The sequence below is a fragment of the Xenorhabdus sp. XBWT genome (assembly GCF_059072735.1).
This window is the reverse complement of sequence record NZ_CM180990.1, coordinates 2,773,782-2,789,980: the sequence shown is the minus strand read 5'-3', so window position 1 is coordinate 2,789,980 and position 16,199 is coordinate 2,773,782. Positions and strand designations below refer to the sequence as shown.

Genomic DNA, 16,199 nt, shown 5'->3' with positions numbered 1-16,199 from the left:
TTAATTAAAAATAAACACTATATCGTTTAGCTTGAGTTTACACAAATTCATATATCTTATCTAATAACAATTATTGTTAATAATAGAAATTGAAATTTTCACCAAACCATAAACAAGGGATTTTATAATTATCCATATAGTTATGAATAAACTCCTGTTTTAAAAAATCATCTTTTATAAAATTGGTTAATTAATAATGAACAGAAAACCTTCATTTTTATTTATCGTTTTAATTACTTTTTTGTCCATGGGGGGATTGATTTCGACTGATATTTTCCTACCTGCCCTAAGTGAAATGGGTGATTATTATCATGTTAACAAGTCTAATATACAAAGCGCAATAGCCATTTTTTTATTTGGAATAGCCTTCTCTCAATTGATTTACGGGCCATTAAGTGATTGTCTTGGGAGAAAAAAAGTACTTATTTCTGGTATGATAATATGGTTAATTTCAACTGTTGGTATTTTTTATAGTACATATATCAGTGAGTTATTGATATTACGCTTATTTCAGGGCTTAGGTGCTTGTGCGGGTATTACATTAGGCCGCGCCATTATTAATGATTTAATGAAAAAAGAAGAAGCTGCCCATTTATACCTCATCATCTTTCCTTTCGTGGGCATGTCTCCCGCTATAGCGCCAATGATTGGCGGTGTATTAACTGAACTCTATGGTTGGAAAGCTTGTTTCCTGTTTCTTACCTTATTTATAACAGCCACACTTATACTATGTGTGTTGGTATTGGAAGAATCTCTACCCCCAGAAAAGCGGCAAAAACTCAATCCAAAAAGTGTCACCACTAACATTTATTATGTATTGGTAAATAGGAAATTTCTTTATTATTCTGCTATACCTTGCTTTGCTTATGCGACCTATTTTTCCTATTTAGTCGAATCACCATTTATTCTTACTATTATGGGATTACCAGAGAAATATGTTGGCTATACCTATATTATTCTTTCTCTTAGTTATGTATCTGGCAACCTTTTTGCTAAAAAATTAACGCATAAAAAAGGAATAGAAAATACCATTTCATATGGTTATATCTTATTTACCATTGGAGGAATTTCATTCGCTATACAGATGTTATTTAATCCTGATCCCTTATTTTCATCTATGTTAACAATATCAATATTAACCTTCGGAAATGGTTTTTTACTGCCATTGGGTACGGCATCAGCTATTGCCACTCATAACCAATTAGCTGGAACAGCTTCAGGTGTAATGGGTACTTTGCAATTAGGAAGTGCAGCAATAACATCATTATTTATTGGTTATCTATCCCACCATGAACCCAAAACCGTCGCGATTATCATCGCAACTTTTTCACTCATCGGTAGCATTATTTATCTGATTGGATACCAGAATAAAAAAGTAATCATAGAAACTAAATAGGAATAAATTAAATGGTCAATAATATTGATGTTACACTACGTGATGGTGGATATCTAAATAATTTTAACTTTACAACAGAATATGCCATAAGACATGTTAAGGCATTAGTCAAAAGTAGAATAGAGTGGATCGAAATTGGTTATCGTAACGGCTCTTTTAAACCTATACCTAATATTGGTTTGGCAGGTTTATCACCTGATAGCTATATTCAGAATATTCATAAAGCCGTTCCTGAAGCAAGATTGGTTATTATTGCTCACTCACACAATATCAATTCTGATGATATCCTCGCGCTGAAAGAAAACGGCATTAGTTTGCTTAGATTATGTATCAAGGCTGATGACCCACAGCTATGTTTGAAATTATGCGAGACTGCTCGAGCTATCGGAATGGCAGTGAGTATTAACTTTACACGAGTGAGTCAGCTTTCTATCAGTAAAATTATTGAAGTTACCAAACAATGTGAACAAGCCGGTGCTAATATTATTTACTTGGCAGATTCAAACGGTAGTTTGTTCCCTGAACAAGTATCAAAATTGGTTTATAAATTAAAGGCTACCACACAGTTACCAGTGGGATTCCATCCTCACGATAACTTGAGCCTTGCTATGGCAAACAGCATTGAAGCAATAAAAGCAGGCGCTCATTTCATTGATAGTTCTTTGTTAGGAATAGGAAAAGGAGCAGGTAATCTCAATATAGAAAGCTGACTATCATTTCTTAACTTCAGCCAGAATAACAAGCAATATGATCTTGGACAAATACTCACCCAACTCGATGATTTCCAATCCCACCATTCTTTCATTGCTGCCAAACACAATCTTATAGACATATTGATGGGCATATACAACCTAAATGTAGATAACAAAACTACTCTTGAAGAAGGGTTACCACTCGGTGTTAACCATGTGTTCCGTATCATAAAGTCTCTACAAGAAGCAACGACATGACACAGAACAATAATAATACAATGTACCCCAATCCTGAAGCGGTCATTCTCGCACCTGTGATGCCACTTTGGGATCATGGAGATTTCTGTACTCCATTATTCTCGTTGTTACAGAAAATGGGATATCAGGTGTCTATTATCGATACACTAGCCTTAATAAACTCAATTGAACCTGAACATGCCATAAATACTATTGAGTCTGAACTCAACCGGCGTTTCACCCAACCTTATCTACTTGTCGGGTTTGCGATGTCCGGTACGTTAGTGCAGTTGCTTGCACCACGTCTGAAAAAACTCACGGGGATAATCTCAATCAGTGGCCCTGGATATACCGATTCATTACTGGCCAATAAGCTAAAACAATTAATAGATTTGCTGAACAAAAATCAATTGGATGAAGCAATTTCATTGTTATATGACTTTGTTGTTCCTGAAGATGGGATGCCACATGCCCAAATGCCCTCTATACCTGACCATTTAAGAAGTACTGCCCGAAAGCGCATGCTGACAGGATTCTCACTACTGTTACAACTGGATGCCAGGACAACATTATGTAATTACAAAGGAAAATTTCTAAGCATAATTGGCGGATGTTCACAGTTGGCTACAGTAAGTAATCAGGTAGTCCGCACTCATCCTACACACTGTTTTATTGTCGTGGAGGGAGCAGGAATGCGGCTTTGGGAAGATAATCCTGTATTTACTAACAATATAATTAATAATTGGCTCTGAATCTTATGAACAAAAAAATTCTTGTTTTACCCGGAGATGGCATTGGTCAGGAGGTATGCGATGCTGCCCTCCCCATTTTTCAAGCTCTAAACCTTCCTGTGACATTAACAATGGGAGATATCGGTTGGACATGTTGGGAAAAAGAAGGTAATCCAGTACCTGCAAGTACTTGGGGAAAAATAGCCTCTGTAGATGCCGTGTTACTCGGTTCTATTACCAGCAAAGGTAAAGAAGAAGCGTTACAAGCGTTGCCAGTACATCTGCGTGAAAAAGCGGGAAATTATGTATCACCGGTTATCCAATTACGTCAGCACTTGGGATTATACGCAAATATCCGGCCAGTTCGTTATGTGGAAGGGGATCGTAAACCTTTTCGCTGTTGTGTTATCAGGGAAAACACAGAAGGACTCTATGCGGGGTTCGATTTCAGAGGAATTACTGCTACTACTGCGATCTGGTTACAGCATCCAAATATAGATAAATATGGCCCTGATGAGGCTGTATGGTCAGTTCGTTTACAAACTCGTTTTGGTTTGGAACGCTTGTTTATCACTGCATTTGAATATGCAAAGCAAAATAACTATATCCGTGTAACATTTGCTGATAAACCAAATGTAATGCGGGAAAGCGGGCATTTTGCAAAAGGTATTTTCGATACTATTGCTGCACGTTACCCTGAGATAAAAGCAGATATCCACAATGTGGATGCCGTGGCTTTATGGCTGGTAAAAAAACCTCATGAGTTTGGTGTCATTGTTGCTGAGAATATGTTTGGTGATATTTTGTCTGATTTGGCAGCTGGTGTTATGGGCGGACTTGGTTTAGCACCTAGCGCTAATATTGGCTGTGATATTGCCTATTTTGAACCTGTACACGGCAGCGCACCTAGCATGGCAGGGAAAAATAAAGCCAATCCGGCAGCGATGTTTTACACAATAGCATTATTATTGGAACACCTAGGCTTTATTGATGAAGCGCAACAGATTAACCATGCGGTAGATAATGTAATACGTGAAGGGCGAACGGTTACTTATGATCTGGGAGGAAGTGCAACAACTCAACAGATGGCACAGGCTATTATTAGTACGTTAAATAAAAAATATACTAACTATTCTGCGTCAATTATTACTGTTGGTGATGAACTACTGAATGGTAAATGCCCTAATACAAATCTTCAGGAGATTAGTAAATATCTCACGGTTCAGGGATATAAAGTGAAACAACATCAGGTTTGTGCTGATGATATTAACCAAATCGCTACTTCGGTGATTCGCCGATTAGGGCAGGATGCTCTCATCGTCGTATGTGGTGGTCTTGGCCCGACAGCAGATGATAAAACCCGCGAAGCGATAGTGAGAATAACTGGCAATCCTTTGGAAATACGCGACAATGTCTGGGTGGAAATACAGAAGCAATTGGAAAAACTGGGGGTATATTGCGATCCTTCAAATCAACGCCAAGCCATGATGCCACCCAATACAGAAGTTATTCCTAATATGACAGGCACAGCATCTGGTTTCAGCCTTAATGTTGATGGTAGCAAAATAGTTTTATTATCAGGCTCACCATCCCAGATGCGGTTAATGTTGTCAGAAAAGCACCCTGTTTCTCCGGTAACCAACATGAGAGAGCATAGCTACCACTGGACGCTAATCAGCATTAGTGAAAGTAAAGTAGGTGTGATGGTGGACAAATTCTTTAATGGCATCGAATGCAATATTCATTATTTATGGAAAGCGCCTTATGTAATAGTGCAAATTCTTACTCCGGCTGATTTTCCTCTTTCCACACAGAAAATAGCTGATTTTGAATCTATGTTTGAAGGCAAATTGGTCAGCAATTGCCAGATGACTGCTCTTGAAAAACTAAGTGAACAATATCGTATTGACTGGCTTACAGATGACGATGAATTAAGTACATATCTACACACAACGCTATACAAAAAACTCCCAATCAATCCCCTATCAAAATCTCTTTTAGTGAACATAACTACTTTTCCATCTATCAGTGAATTTTTATCTGGTGAAGAGATGATTGGACAGATGACTCTGACAACCATAGATAATGAAGGGCAGCAACATGCTATGGATTTTCCATGCAATAAGTTGCTACTGAAACAATCTATACCTGAATATGCCGCTTGGAGTGTCCTGTGCGCACGTGCATCCAAAAAAGAGGAAATGTAATGCAATTTGAACAAATCAAAGCGCATTTAATGCAGCTTGATAGTGCTGCCATATCAGATGCAATGGATAGTTTATATATTTCTGCTGGGTTGGCTGGAATTGTGCCCCGTAATGCCGGAACTAAAATAGCAGGCCCCGCATTTACTGTACGCTATGAACCCATCATTCCCGAACAAGGTAATTTTCTGAATGCTGGAAACTATATTGATGAAGTCCCTACTGGATCTGTAATCGTAGTTGATAATCAGGGTCGTATTGATTGTACAAGTTGGGGCAATATATTGACTTTTAAAGCGATACAAAAAGGAATTGCAGGTTCTGTCATTTATGGATCAGCCAGAGACTTGTCTGAAGTTCGCAGATTAGCATATCCCTTATTCTCAACTGGGATTTATATGGTATCAGGAAAGAATCGAACCCAGATAGCTGCAACACAGTGCACTCTGAATATTGGTGGTGTAGAGGTATCGCCAGAAGACTGGGTTTTTGCGGACGATAATGGTGTGCTAGTGATTCCAAAGCAGCATTTGCTTACGGTTATTGAGCGTGCAGGAAATGTTGATAAAACTGAACAGGCTATTATTGAAGCTATAACTAACGGAGAAGATCTAGTTACCGCCCGTGAAAAACTGGGGTATGCCGTACCTTGGAAACCTGTATCATGAATCAGTTGTTTATAGAATACTGGGAGAAAAAACTTCGTTTTCTTGATGTACATTATCATGCTCGCCCCGATAGTTATATTCGACGGTACAATGTACTTGAAGCAGGGAGGGAATACTCTCGACAAGGTGGTGGAGTGGTACTTAAAAACCATTTGGGGAGTGTTGCAGCTTTGTCGTCACTGGCACAAGAAAAAGAACTTCCGGTTTTTGGCTCGGTAGTATTGAACTCTGCGGCTGGAGGGCTGGCGATTAACCCCATTATTCAGTCACTGAGCCAATATCAGTTCCATCATGCTCCACGGTTGTTGGTTCATCTGCCAACCATTGTTCCGACAGAGCATAAAAGTGTAATGAAACGTGCTTGGGCAAATGCTTCTGCGAAGACTTTAGCTCAGCAACCTTTGTCTGTTGTTGATAGCAATGGGCAGTTGCATCACGAAATCCATGAGTTAATTCGTTTTGCACAGCAACATAATGTTGTTCTGTCATCCGGCCATGCTTCAAGTTATGAAGTTATGCAACTCATTAGTGCTATTACCGCTGAGGGGGGATGTAAGTTCATGCTAAACCAACCTGCCAGCCCTATGACCAGATTAAAAGCAAAAGACCTTAAAGCATTAGGTAAACACGACTGGCTTTACGTGGAGCAGACAGCATTAACCGTTTATCTTGGTTATCAGACAACTGAGGATTTTTTTGAAGTATTATCAGAAGTGAATAATGTTGTCTACAGTTCTGACCTTGGACAGCCCGTTCAGCCTGATGTTGAACAGTGGCTGAGTGATAGTGAGTGTTGGTTTAGAGCCGCTGGATTGAGTCGTGTTCGTATTCGGGATATTACCTTGCTTAATCCACTGTATATGTTAGCTCCAGACAAAACTACATCTGAACTTTCGGGAATCTACTGTGCTTAGCCGGACTTTTCATGGCAAACAACTGTTCATTTATCATCCTTAACTTCTTAATATTTTATTGGAATTAATAGTAAAAAACCGATCATACTCTATAGGTTCTAAGATGCAGCGCGACGGCAAGGGAATGACAAATTCGTCGGGAACGAATTTGCCCAGCCAAAGGCAGGAGCCTTTCATTAATCCCCGGAAGCATAGCTGACTATGTGACCGGGGTGAGTGAGTGTGCAGACAACAAAACTACAACTCAAAAAATGAAAGGCATAGTTATAGGATAAAAACTTTCAATCTTCAGGCAATAGTGTCTGATTATTGCGAGCTAACCATAAGGCAAGAGCTTTAAGTGAATCCGGTGTAAATTCATCACAACGGGCGGTAATTTCTTCCGGTGTTAACCAATAAACAGCCGTGACTTCTTCTTCCTGTAGTGCAAACGGCCCATGACTGACACAACTGAACAACCCTCCCCATGTCCGGCAAGTGCTCTCTTCATAGTAAAAAACACCATGCTCGGCAAAGGGAACTCCGGCAATCCCCAGTTCTTCTTCTGCTTCCCGACGAGCAGCATCGAGCAGATTTTCTCCCGCTATTACGACACCACCTGCCGTTGCGTCTAATTTACCCGGATAAAAGTCTTTCGTTTCTGTACGATTCTGGACTAAAATTTTGCCCATACCATCATGCACAACAATGTAAGTAGCACGATGTCTCAGGTTTTGCGCTCTCATTTGTTGGCGGGTTGCCTGTGCAATCACTTCATTATTTTCATTGACGATATCAACCCACTCAATACTTACTGATTTTTCTTGCTCCATCCTAAAAACCTTTAATAAACGATTTGCATGCCAGTTTTTACTGTATGCCTCAGTTGACGAGGCCTAAAAATCATAACTTAATAAAACAAAATCAGTAACACTGATACAAGAAACTTATAACATCTTACGGATAAACAGTGGTAATGTAACATAGTTATATTTAACAGTGAGTTATTATTACTGGAGGTTATATGATAGATCTGTATTATGCTCCCACTCCCAACGGCTATAAAATTACGCTATTTCTTGAAGAAGTCGGCCTACCTTACACTATCCACTCCATCAATATCAGTACAGGCGAACAATTTAAATCTGAATTTCTTGCCATTGCCCCCAATAACAAGATCCCCGCTATTGTCGATCATCAACCCGAAGATGGTGGAAAAGCCATTTCTGTCTTTGAATCCGGTGCCATTTTACTTTATCTGGCAAATAAAACAGGCCAGCTTTTAAGCAAGAATCCCCGGGAACATACAGAACAATTACAATGGCTGTTTTGGCAAGTTGCAGGATTTGGCCCAATGCTCGGGCAAAATCACCATTTCAATCGCTACGCCCCTGAAGTCGTACCTTACGCGATTAAACGCTATGTGGAAGAGTCACAACGTTTATATAATGTGTTGAATACTCAACTGGAAAAAACGCCCTATTTGGGAGGAAGCGAATACAGCATCGCAGATATTGCTACTTATCCATGGGCGAAATGTCATGAGCACCAGAAAATTAATATAGGAAATTACCCCGCCGTCGAAAAGTGGCTTGATAAAATCAAGCAGCGGCCTGCTACACTAGCTGCTTACAATGACGCTTAAATGTAATCTATGCAAAAAATTCACTTAATGACAAAATTTTTCACCGTAAAACTTGATATTGATTACAGATAGCAGCATATTTCGCTGTCACTTAAGTCATCCCCTGCTATAGTCATATTGGCTATCTATTTTTGTCACAGGGGGTGGCTATGCGTATCTTAATTACGGGAGGAACGGGGTTGATTGGTCATCGCTTGACCTGTCAGCTACTTTCTCTCTCCCATTCCATCACCATTCTGAGTCGTTCACCACAAAAAGTGTACGCTCTGTTTTCCGATCTCGTTGAATGTTGGACAACGTTAAATGACCGACACGATCTGAATAGTTTTGATGCTGTGATTAATCTTGCTGGCGAACCTATCGTCAATAAGCGTTGGACTTCTAAGCAAAAAGAAAGAGTCTGTCAAAGTCGCTGGCAGATCACTGAACAGCTGAGTTCATTGATCAACGACAGTGAATCTCCTCCGTCTGTCTTTATCTCTGGTTCAGCTGTTGGTTATTATGGTGATCAAGGGCAATCAGTTGTTACCGAAAATGATCAGCCGCACGATGAATTTTCCCATCAACTTTGTGCACGCTGGGAGCAGCTTGCTTTGCAGGCGAAAAGTGATAAAACCCGTGTATGTCTGCTACGCACAGGTATTGTGCTGGCGAAAAAAGGCGGCGTACTGCAAAAAATGCTGCCAATGTTTCGCTTGGGATTAGGTGGTGCAATCGGTCATGGTAAACAATATATGCCGTGGATACACATTGAGGATATGGTCAATGCTATCTATTACCTGCTGGTCTCACCTGAGTTAGATGGTCCCTTCAATATAACATCACCTTATCCCATCCATAATGATCAATTCAGCGCCATACTGGCGAGTGTATTGCATCGCCCTGCTTTCGTTCGTGTCCCTGAATTTATGTTAAAAGCGATGATGGGGGAAGCCGCGACCTTAGTTTTAGGTGGGCAACAAGCCATACCCAAGAGGTTGGAAGAGGCAGGATTCGGCTTCCGTTATTTCCGGTTAGAAGAAGCTTTGCAAGATATATTAAAAGCAGAAACTAACGCCAACCAAATTTGAGAACCAAATCTGAATCACACGTTCAACTTTCTGGCTTATCTTTCAAGTTGCAGCTATTAAAGCTAAAGCTGCAACTTGAAATTCTATCAGGTCATATTCCTGTAGGTTTAGCACCCTGCCAACGCTTGAATAGATCTTCTGGTAGATCGATATCGAACTGATCAAGCACACGATTAACAGTCTGGTCGATGATGTCCTGAATACTCTCAGGACGATGATAAAATGCGGGAACAGGGGGCATAACCACCGCCCCGATTTCAGCCGCCTGCGTCATTAACCTTAAGTGGCCCAAATGAAGGGGAGTTTCCCTCACCCCCAATACCAATTTGCGGCCTTCTTTCAAGACAACATCAGCAGCACGGGTAATTAAGCCATCGGTATAACTATGCACAATGCCCGATAGAGTTTTGATGGAACAAGGCAAGATAACCATGCCCAATGTTTTAAATGATCCTGAGGAAATGGATGCGGCTATATCCCGGTTATCATGTACTGAATCGGCCAAAGCCTGTACATCCCGTAAGGTATAGTCTGTCTCCAATGCCAATGTCTGCCGAGCCGATTGGCTGATCACCAAATGCGTTTCAATGCCTTCTACTGGCTGCAAAACTTGCAGTAACCTGACACCATAAATCGCACCACTTGCTCCGGTCAGCCCGACAATCAATTTTTTCATTTTTTCCTCTAAGGTTCTGGGTATAACTGAGTGATAATAACGATATTATCCTTCATTATATATTTCCAGATCCTCAATTTCGTTCTGTCCGAGGACTTTAGTGGCATCATCTTTTCGCAATGTTTCCAGATAATCCAAGTAAATCTGGTCAATGTCTTTCGTTACATAGATACCATCAAATACAGAGCATTCGAATTTTTCGATATCCGGGTTTTCTTCCCGTACCGCTTGAATAAGATCTTGTAGGTCTTGATATATCAACGCATCAGCACCAATGAGCTGGCGAATTTCATCCACCTCCCGACCGTGAGCAATCAGTTCATTGGCATTCGGCATATCAATGCCATAGACGTTAGGGAAACGAACTTCCGGGGCTGCCGAGGCAAAGTAAACTTTCTTGGCACCGGCTTCACGAGCCAGTTCTACAATCTGCTCTGAGGTTGTCCCGCGCACGATGGAATCATCTACCAACAAGATATTTTTACCACGGAATTCGGCACGATTGGCATTCAGCTTCCGACGAACAGATTTACGTCTCTCCTGCTGACCGGGCATGATAAAAGTGCGTCCTACGTAACGATTTTTGACAAATCCCTGACGGTAAGGTTTATCCAGAATATGAGCGATTTCCAGCGCAACGTCACAAGATGTTTCCGGCACGGGGATAACAACGTCAATATGCAAGTCTTCCCATTCACGGGCAATTTTTTCACCCAGTTTCTTACCCATGCGCAACCGTGCGTTATATACCGAAACCTTGTCAATAAAGGAATCAGGACGGGCAAAGTAGACAAACTCGAAAATACAAGGCGTTAAGGAAGGATTTTCCGCACACTGGCGGGTAAATAACTGCCCATTCTCAGTGATATAAATTGCTTCACCTGAAGCTACATCACGCAGAAATTCGAAGCCTAATGTATCTAATGCCACACTTTCCGATGCCACCATATATTCATTGCGACCATCTTTCAGTGTACGTTTCCCCAATACCAGAGGCCGGATGCCATGCGGATCACGAAAAGCGACCAATCCATGCCCGATAATCATGGCAACGCAAGCATATGCACCACGGATCTTTCTGTGCATTTCCGCTACTGCCGCGAAAATATCGTCAGGCCCTATCGGAAAATGTGGGAACTGACTTAATTCGTTAGCAAAGATATTCAACAGGATTTCAGAATCTGAGGTGGTATTGACATGACGGCGGGCATTTTCAAACAGCATTTTTTTCAATTCATGTGCGTTTGTCAGATTACCGTTATGTGCCAGCGTGATACCAAAAGGAGAGTTAACATAAAAAGGTTGCGCTTCTGATGCACTCGAACTGCCCGCTGTTGGATAACGGACATGACCGATCCCGATTGTTCCCTGTAAACGCAACATATGCCGTGTTTCAAACACATCTTTGACCAAACCATTGGCCTTGCGTAAACGGAATTCATTGTTACTATCAATAGTCGCAATGCCTGCTGCATCTTGCCCACGGTGCTGAAGCACCGTCAATGCATCATAAATCGACTGGTTGGCCGGTGTAAAACCGACGATACCGACAATACCGCACATGTAGTCTTTCCTCATCAGCCAAGCGGAGAGGCGTTATCTCTCCGGCAGGAAACTCGACGCGTTTTGCAGGTAGTCAAAAAACCACCTGATAATTTGACTGAACTGTGGGATTAGCTGTGATTGTTGCCAATCCTGACTATTAGGAAGTGGCGTGAAAGAATCTGCAACAAACAAAATGGCAGACACAATCAATACACCGCGCAATGCCCCAAAACAGATCCCAAGAACCCGATCAGTACCTGACAGGCCAGTCCGCTGTACAAGTGAACCAATTACATAGTTTACTACCGCGCCGACAATCAGCGTTGCAATAAACAAAATAGCAATCGCTACTCCATTACGCACCAGCTCGTCTTCAAGGCGGGTGAAATATTCCGCCAAGTAAGTATAGAAGTGGCTTGCAACAAAGAAAGCACATCCCCAGGTTACTAAGGAAAGCGCTTCGCGAACAAAACCACGGATCAGGCTAACCAGTGCCGAAAAACCAATGATGGCAATAATTGTATAATCAATCCAGACCATATTTTAACCTAAAATAGGCTCCCGGCATTCAAGTCGGGCGCATTCTAACAGAAAACGAAAACGTTTGCGTAGTAGATTTATCAATCTATTAAAAATAATTTATTGTATCTTTACGGGAAGCTTTTCGCTCCCCGTGACATTCCAATCCGATTATGGCTTGTAATTTTTTATTTGCCCCTGTAATCCCGTTAAATCCTTTAATTCGGACAAAATAGATTCAAGTTTCTGCCTTGACACATTGGGACCTACATAAATCCGTGTCAGCTGCCCCTGAACCGGAGAAGAAGGAATTGTGTATATCTGATGCCCCGAAAGACGTAGCCTTGCCACTATTTCGTTCACTTTGTCCGCATTTTTCAATGCACCAAGCTGGACAACATAGGCCATTGCCAGCGGGGCCTTCTCTACTGGCTTCGGCTTAATTTCTGGTTTGTTTTCAGGACGCGGTTCAGGTTTAGGCTGTGGTTTGGTTTCTACTTTCTGCTGAACCGGTGGCTCAGCGTTCACCGTCCCTTTACGCTCTTGCGGGATAGCCACAGGAGGCGGTGTCATCGGCGCTGTCTCTGAAGATAAAGAGTCAGAAAGTATTTCTGCATCTAACTGTTGCTGCTGTTCTTGTATTTGCATTGCTTCCGCTGCGCCCTCCGGTGGTGTGGACGGCATATCCTGTGTCAGCGGTGGAATCGAATCAATATTCTCTTCGTCTCCGAGTTTCGGCACCAATGGGATAGAAGCAAACTGGTCTTCGTTATATTTCTTATCACCATCAAATATCATGGGCAATACAATCACGCCCAATGCTACCAGAACGACTGCTCCAACCAAGCGATTTTGAAATTTACTTGCCACGTCCCTTTTCCTCCTCCAGAGCCTCCATAACATGAGCAACGGTATGGAAAGAACCACAGACGACAATGACATCTTGCTCTGATGCATCTTCCATTGCCTGCTGCCATGCTTTCCCCACTTCTGCGAATGTCCGTGGGTGCGCAAGGTGCCCGGCTAATACCTCAGCTTCTGCCCCCCGCGATTCATACAGTGATGCGCAGTACCACTCGTCAATTTGTTGAGAAAGGCAAGCCAGTGTACCGGCAATATCTTTGTCTGACAGCATACCAACCACACCACGAATTTTACGGTTTGACGAACGGGGCAACTCTGCCAGTTTCTGTACTAAATACCCCGCGGCATGGGGATTATGTGCGACATCCAGAATAACCAGTGGATTTTCTCTGATAATTTGGAAACGTCCGGGTAACTGAGTGTTTTTCAATCCTGCGTGGATTGCTTTCTCATCAATGGCTCGGCTGACTTTATCGTCTTCTTGTAACAAGCAATGAATTACCCCCATTGCTGTCGAGGCATTTGCCAACGGCAAATTGGGTAAAGGTAGCTCATTGAATTGCTGATCATTGGTTAACCAGTTCCAGTTATTTACCTCCTGTGAGAATTGCCAGTCAACGCCACGACGAAAGAGCTTCGCGCCCAATTCATCAGCGACTTCAGCAATCGCATGTGGCATATCTGGCTCTCCCACTACCGCAAATCGTCCACGGCGGAAAATACCTGCTTTTTCGCGACCTATGTGCTCACGATCAGCACCAAGCCAATCTGTATGATCCAGTGCAATGCTGGTGATTGCGGCAATATCTGCATCTACAATGTTGGTCGCATCCAGGCGACCACCCAGACCAACCTCCAAAATCACGACATCGAGATCCGCTTCCTTAAAAAGCTGTAAGGCCGCCAGCGTGCCATATTCAAAATAGGTCAGTGAAATATCACCACGCCGGGCTTCTATTTCCGCAAATACACGGCAGAAATCCTGCCCTGCCGGTTCCCTGCCCTGAATACGGACTCTTTCGGTATAGCGTACTAAATGCGGAGAGCTATATACGCCAACTTTAAGCCCTGCGGCCAGAAAAATGGATTCAAGGGTATGGCAAGTTGTCCCCTTGCCATTGGTACCTGATACCGTGATGACTTTTGGCGCTGGATTCAGCAAACCTAATTGTTTACCGAGCTTGCCCACGCGCTCAAGCCCCATATCAATGGCTTTGGTATGCAGGTTTTCCAGATAGGAAAGCCACGTCATCAATGGCGACGTGGCTTGAGGAGTTTGCAAAGTATCAGACATCTTCTTTATTAGTGTTGATGTTTATATCAGTTTCGACATCAGCAGGCTCAACAACGACTTCTACTGTTGGCTCCGCTTTTGTGCCTGGCTGTGGTTGGTGTGTCAACATTGCAATCAGGCTGGCAACTTTTTCACGCATTTCAGGACGGCGTACGATCATGTCAATAGCGCCTTTTTCCAGCAGGAATTCACTGCGCTGGAAACCTTCCGGCAATTTTTCACGAACTGTCTGCTCGATTACGCGAGGACCAGCAAAACCAATCAATGCCTTAGGTTCAGCGATATTAATATCACCGAGCATCCCCATACTTGCCGTTACACCACCCATTGTTGGGTTAGTCAAGATACAAATATAAGGCAGGCCCCGATCTTGCATTTTTGCCAACGCAGCACTGGTTTTTGCCATCTGCATCAGTGACATCAGGGCTTCCTGCATACGCGCGCCACCACTGGAAGCAAAACAGACAAACGGGCAGTTATCTTCCAGAGCCTGTTCAACCGCACGAACAAAACGTGCTCCAACGACAGAACCCATTGAACCACCCATAAAGCTAAACTCAAATGCACCCGCTACAACAGGCATTTCATGCAACGCACCTTTCATCACGATCAGTGCATCTTTTTCCTGTGTCTGCTTCTGAGCTGCAACCAGACGATCTTTGTACTTTTTGATATCGCGGAACTTCAAAATATCTTTAGGTTCCAGCTCACTGCCTAATTCCGTGCCGGTGCCTTCATCCAAAAATGTAGCCAGTCTCTGGCGGGCTGAAATGCGCATATGGTGGTCACATTTCGGACACACTTCAAGATTACGCTCTAATTCAGCACGATAAAGTACCTGACTACAACTATCGCATTTTGTCCAAACTCCTTCAGGTATACTGGCCTTACGAGTTTGCATTATTTTGCTTTTATTTAGAATCTTTTCAATCCAGCTCATTAATGAACCTTTCCGTCTGAATCTGGCTGATGCCAGCTTTTGTTTTACGTATCATTAAACCACAATGCTATTGCAGGGTGGATAAAAAACTGTTCAAACCTGTTAACAGTTACCTATTTACTATCTACTGCTTTTTTTGACGCCGCGCGACGATGACGCCAAATTTCTATGATGCCGGGCAGAATAGAAATAAAGATAATTGCAACAATCAATAGTTTCAGATTCTGCTGTATCACTGGCATATCACCGAATAAATAACCAGCATAAGTGAATAATAGCACCCAGATAAAGGCACCGATTATATTGTAAGCAGCAAAATGACGATAAGACATTTTTCCCATTCCTGCGACGAACGGCGCAAATGTTCTAATAATTGGCACAAACCGCGCCAAAATTATGGCTTTTCCACCGTGTTTTTCATAAAACTCATGAGTCTTGTCTAAATAACTGCGGCGGAATATTTTTGAATTCGGGTTGGCAAATAGTTTTTCACCAAAAATTCGCCCGATGGTATAGTTTATCGCATCACCAATTATGGCAGCAGTAATCATTAAGGCGACCATAATATGCACATTGAGATCATTTGAATCTAACGCAGATATCGCACCAGCCACAAACAGCAGGGAATCTCCCGGCAAAAACGGGGTAACTACCAGCCCTGTTTCACAGAAGATAATCAGGAATAAAATTCCATATACCCAATCACCATAGTTGGCAACCAACTCAGCTAAGTGAGCATCAATATGTAAAATAAAATCGACAATGAATTTAGCAAAATCAACAAAATGAGTTAAAAACTCCATAATATTCCTCGTTATGCCCGAA

The 16,199-nt window shown here is 42.2% G+C and carries 16 protein-coding genes; 8 read left to right on the top strand and 8 right to left on the bottom strand.

Translation table 11 applies throughout. The features are described from left to right. Positions 1-196 precede the first annotated feature (196 nt). The 6 genes from AC5JQI_RS12260 to AC5JQI_RS12235 all read left to right on the top strand — a co-directional run bounded on the left by AC5JQI_RS12260 (position 197) and on the right by AC5JQI_RS12235 (position 6,842). The gene (locus AC5JQI_RS12260; RefSeq protein ID WP_493912370.1) at positions 197-1,396 is read left to right on the top strand and encodes a multidrug effflux MFS transporter; all 1,200 of its coding nucleotides are present in this window, start codon (positions 197-199) and stop codon (positions 1,394-1,396) included. 11 nt (positions 1,397-1,407) lie between these two features. Further along, a complete protein-coding gene (locus AC5JQI_RS12255) occupies positions 1,408-2,106 on the top strand; it encodes a hydroxymethylglutaryl-CoA lyase-like TIM-barrel protein (RefSeq protein ID WP_493912369.1) in 699 nt (232 codons plus the stop codon). A gap of 236 nt (positions 2,107-2,342) precedes the next feature. Further along, complete coding sequence (locus AC5JQI_RS12250) at positions 2,343-3,077, top strand: hypothetical protein (RefSeq protein WP_493912368.1); 735 nt, start codon at positions 2,343-2,345, stop codon at positions 3,075-3,077. A 5-nt stretch (positions 3,078-3,082) separates the two neighbouring features. Then, complete coding sequence (locus AC5JQI_RS12245) at positions 3,083-5,263, top strand: isocitrate/isopropylmalate dehydrogenase family protein (RefSeq protein ID WP_493912367.1); 2,181 nt, start codon at positions 3,083-3,085, stop codon at positions 5,261-5,263. After that, positions 5,263-5,928, top strand: coding sequence for an RraA family protein (locus AC5JQI_RS12240; protein WP_493912366.1), 666 nt, complete (start codon positions 5,263-5,265; stop codon positions 5,926-5,928). Before AC5JQI_RS12245 ends, AC5JQI_RS12240 begins: the two co-directional genes overlap by 1 nt. Next, complete coding sequence (locus tag AC5JQI_RS12235; protein ID WP_493912365.1) at positions 5,925-6,842, top strand: DUF6282 family protein; 918 nt, start codon at positions 5,925-5,927, stop codon at positions 6,840-6,842. The genes AC5JQI_RS12240 and AC5JQI_RS12235 overlap by 4 nt, the downstream gene beginning before the upstream one ends. 281 nt (positions 6,843-7,123) lie before the next feature. On the opposite strand, the gene yfcD is transcribed toward AC5JQI_RS12235, so the two are convergent. Then, the gene (yfcD, locus tag AC5JQI_RS12230; RefSeq protein ID WP_493912364.1) at positions 7,124-7,654 is read right to left on the bottom strand and encodes an NUDIX hydrolase YfcD; all 531 of its coding nucleotides are present in this window, start codon (positions 7,652-7,654) and stop codon (positions 7,124-7,126) included. 191 nt (positions 7,655-7,845) lie between these two features. Between yfcD and AC5JQI_RS12225 the strand changes: the two genes are divergently transcribed. Both AC5JQI_RS12225 and AC5JQI_RS12220 read left to right on the top strand, forming a co-directional pair. Then, positions 7,846-8,466 carry a glutathione binding-like protein gene (locus AC5JQI_RS12225; protein ID WP_493912363.1) on the top strand — a complete coding sequence of 207 codons (621 nt, stop codon included), beginning with the start codon at positions 7,846-7,848 and terminating at the stop codon, positions 8,464-8,466. A gap of 149 nt (positions 8,467-8,615) precedes the next feature. Continuing rightward, positions 8,616-9,536 (top strand): TIGR01777 family oxidoreductase, encoded by a 921-nt coding sequence (locus tag AC5JQI_RS12220; RefSeq protein WP_493912362.1) that lies wholly within the window; start codon positions 8,616-8,618, stop codon positions 9,534-9,536. 91 nt (positions 9,537-9,627) lie between these two features. On the opposite strand, the gene AC5JQI_RS12215 is transcribed toward AC5JQI_RS12220, so the two are convergent. From AC5JQI_RS12215 to AC5JQI_RS12185, 7 genes are all read right to left on the bottom strand, one after another. Continuing rightward, positions 9,628-10,212 (bottom strand): UbiX family flavin prenyltransferase, encoded by a 585-nt coding sequence (locus AC5JQI_RS12215; protein WP_237387879.1) that lies wholly within the window; start codon positions 10,210-10,212, stop codon positions 9,628-9,630. 45 nt (positions 10,213-10,257) lie between these two features. Continuing rightward, on the bottom strand, positions 10,258-11,775 hold the full coding sequence (gene purF / locus AC5JQI_RS12210) for an amidophosphoribosyltransferase (protein WP_237387878.1): 1,518 nt from the start codon (positions 11,773-11,775) through the stop codon (positions 10,258-10,260). A 33-nt stretch (positions 11,776-11,808) separates the two neighbouring features. Continuing rightward, positions 11,809-12,297, bottom strand: coding sequence for a colicin V production protein (gene cvpA, locus AC5JQI_RS12205; protein ID WP_323853413.1), 489 nt, complete (start codon positions 12,295-12,297; stop codon positions 11,809-11,811). A gap of 150 nt (positions 12,298-12,447) precedes the next feature. Further along, entirely contained in the window at positions 12,448-13,146 is a 699-nt protein-coding gene (dedD, locus tag AC5JQI_RS12200; protein WP_493912361.1) for a cell division protein DedD, read from the bottom strand. Then, a complete protein-coding gene (gene folC / locus AC5JQI_RS12195) occupies positions 13,136-14,434 on the bottom strand; it encodes a bifunctional tetrahydrofolate synthase/dihydrofolate synthase (RefSeq protein ID WP_493912360.1) in 1,299 nt (432 codons plus the stop codon). Before folC ends, dedD begins: the two co-directional genes overlap by 11 nt. Continuing rightward, positions 14,427-15,374, bottom strand: a complete 948-nt coding sequence (accD, locus tag AC5JQI_RS12190) for an acetyl-CoA carboxylase, carboxyltransferase subunit beta (RefSeq protein WP_237387874.1) — start codon at positions 15,372-15,374, stop codon at positions 14,427-14,429. Before accD ends, folC begins: the two co-directional genes overlap by 8 nt. A 113-nt stretch (positions 15,375-15,487) precedes the next feature. Next, positions 15,488-16,177 carry a DedA family protein gene (locus AC5JQI_RS12185; protein ID WP_237387873.1) on the bottom strand — a complete coding sequence of 230 codons (690 nt, stop codon included), beginning with the start codon at positions 16,175-16,177 and terminating at the stop codon, positions 15,488-15,490. Between the last annotated feature and the right edge of the window lie 22 nt (positions 16,178-16,199).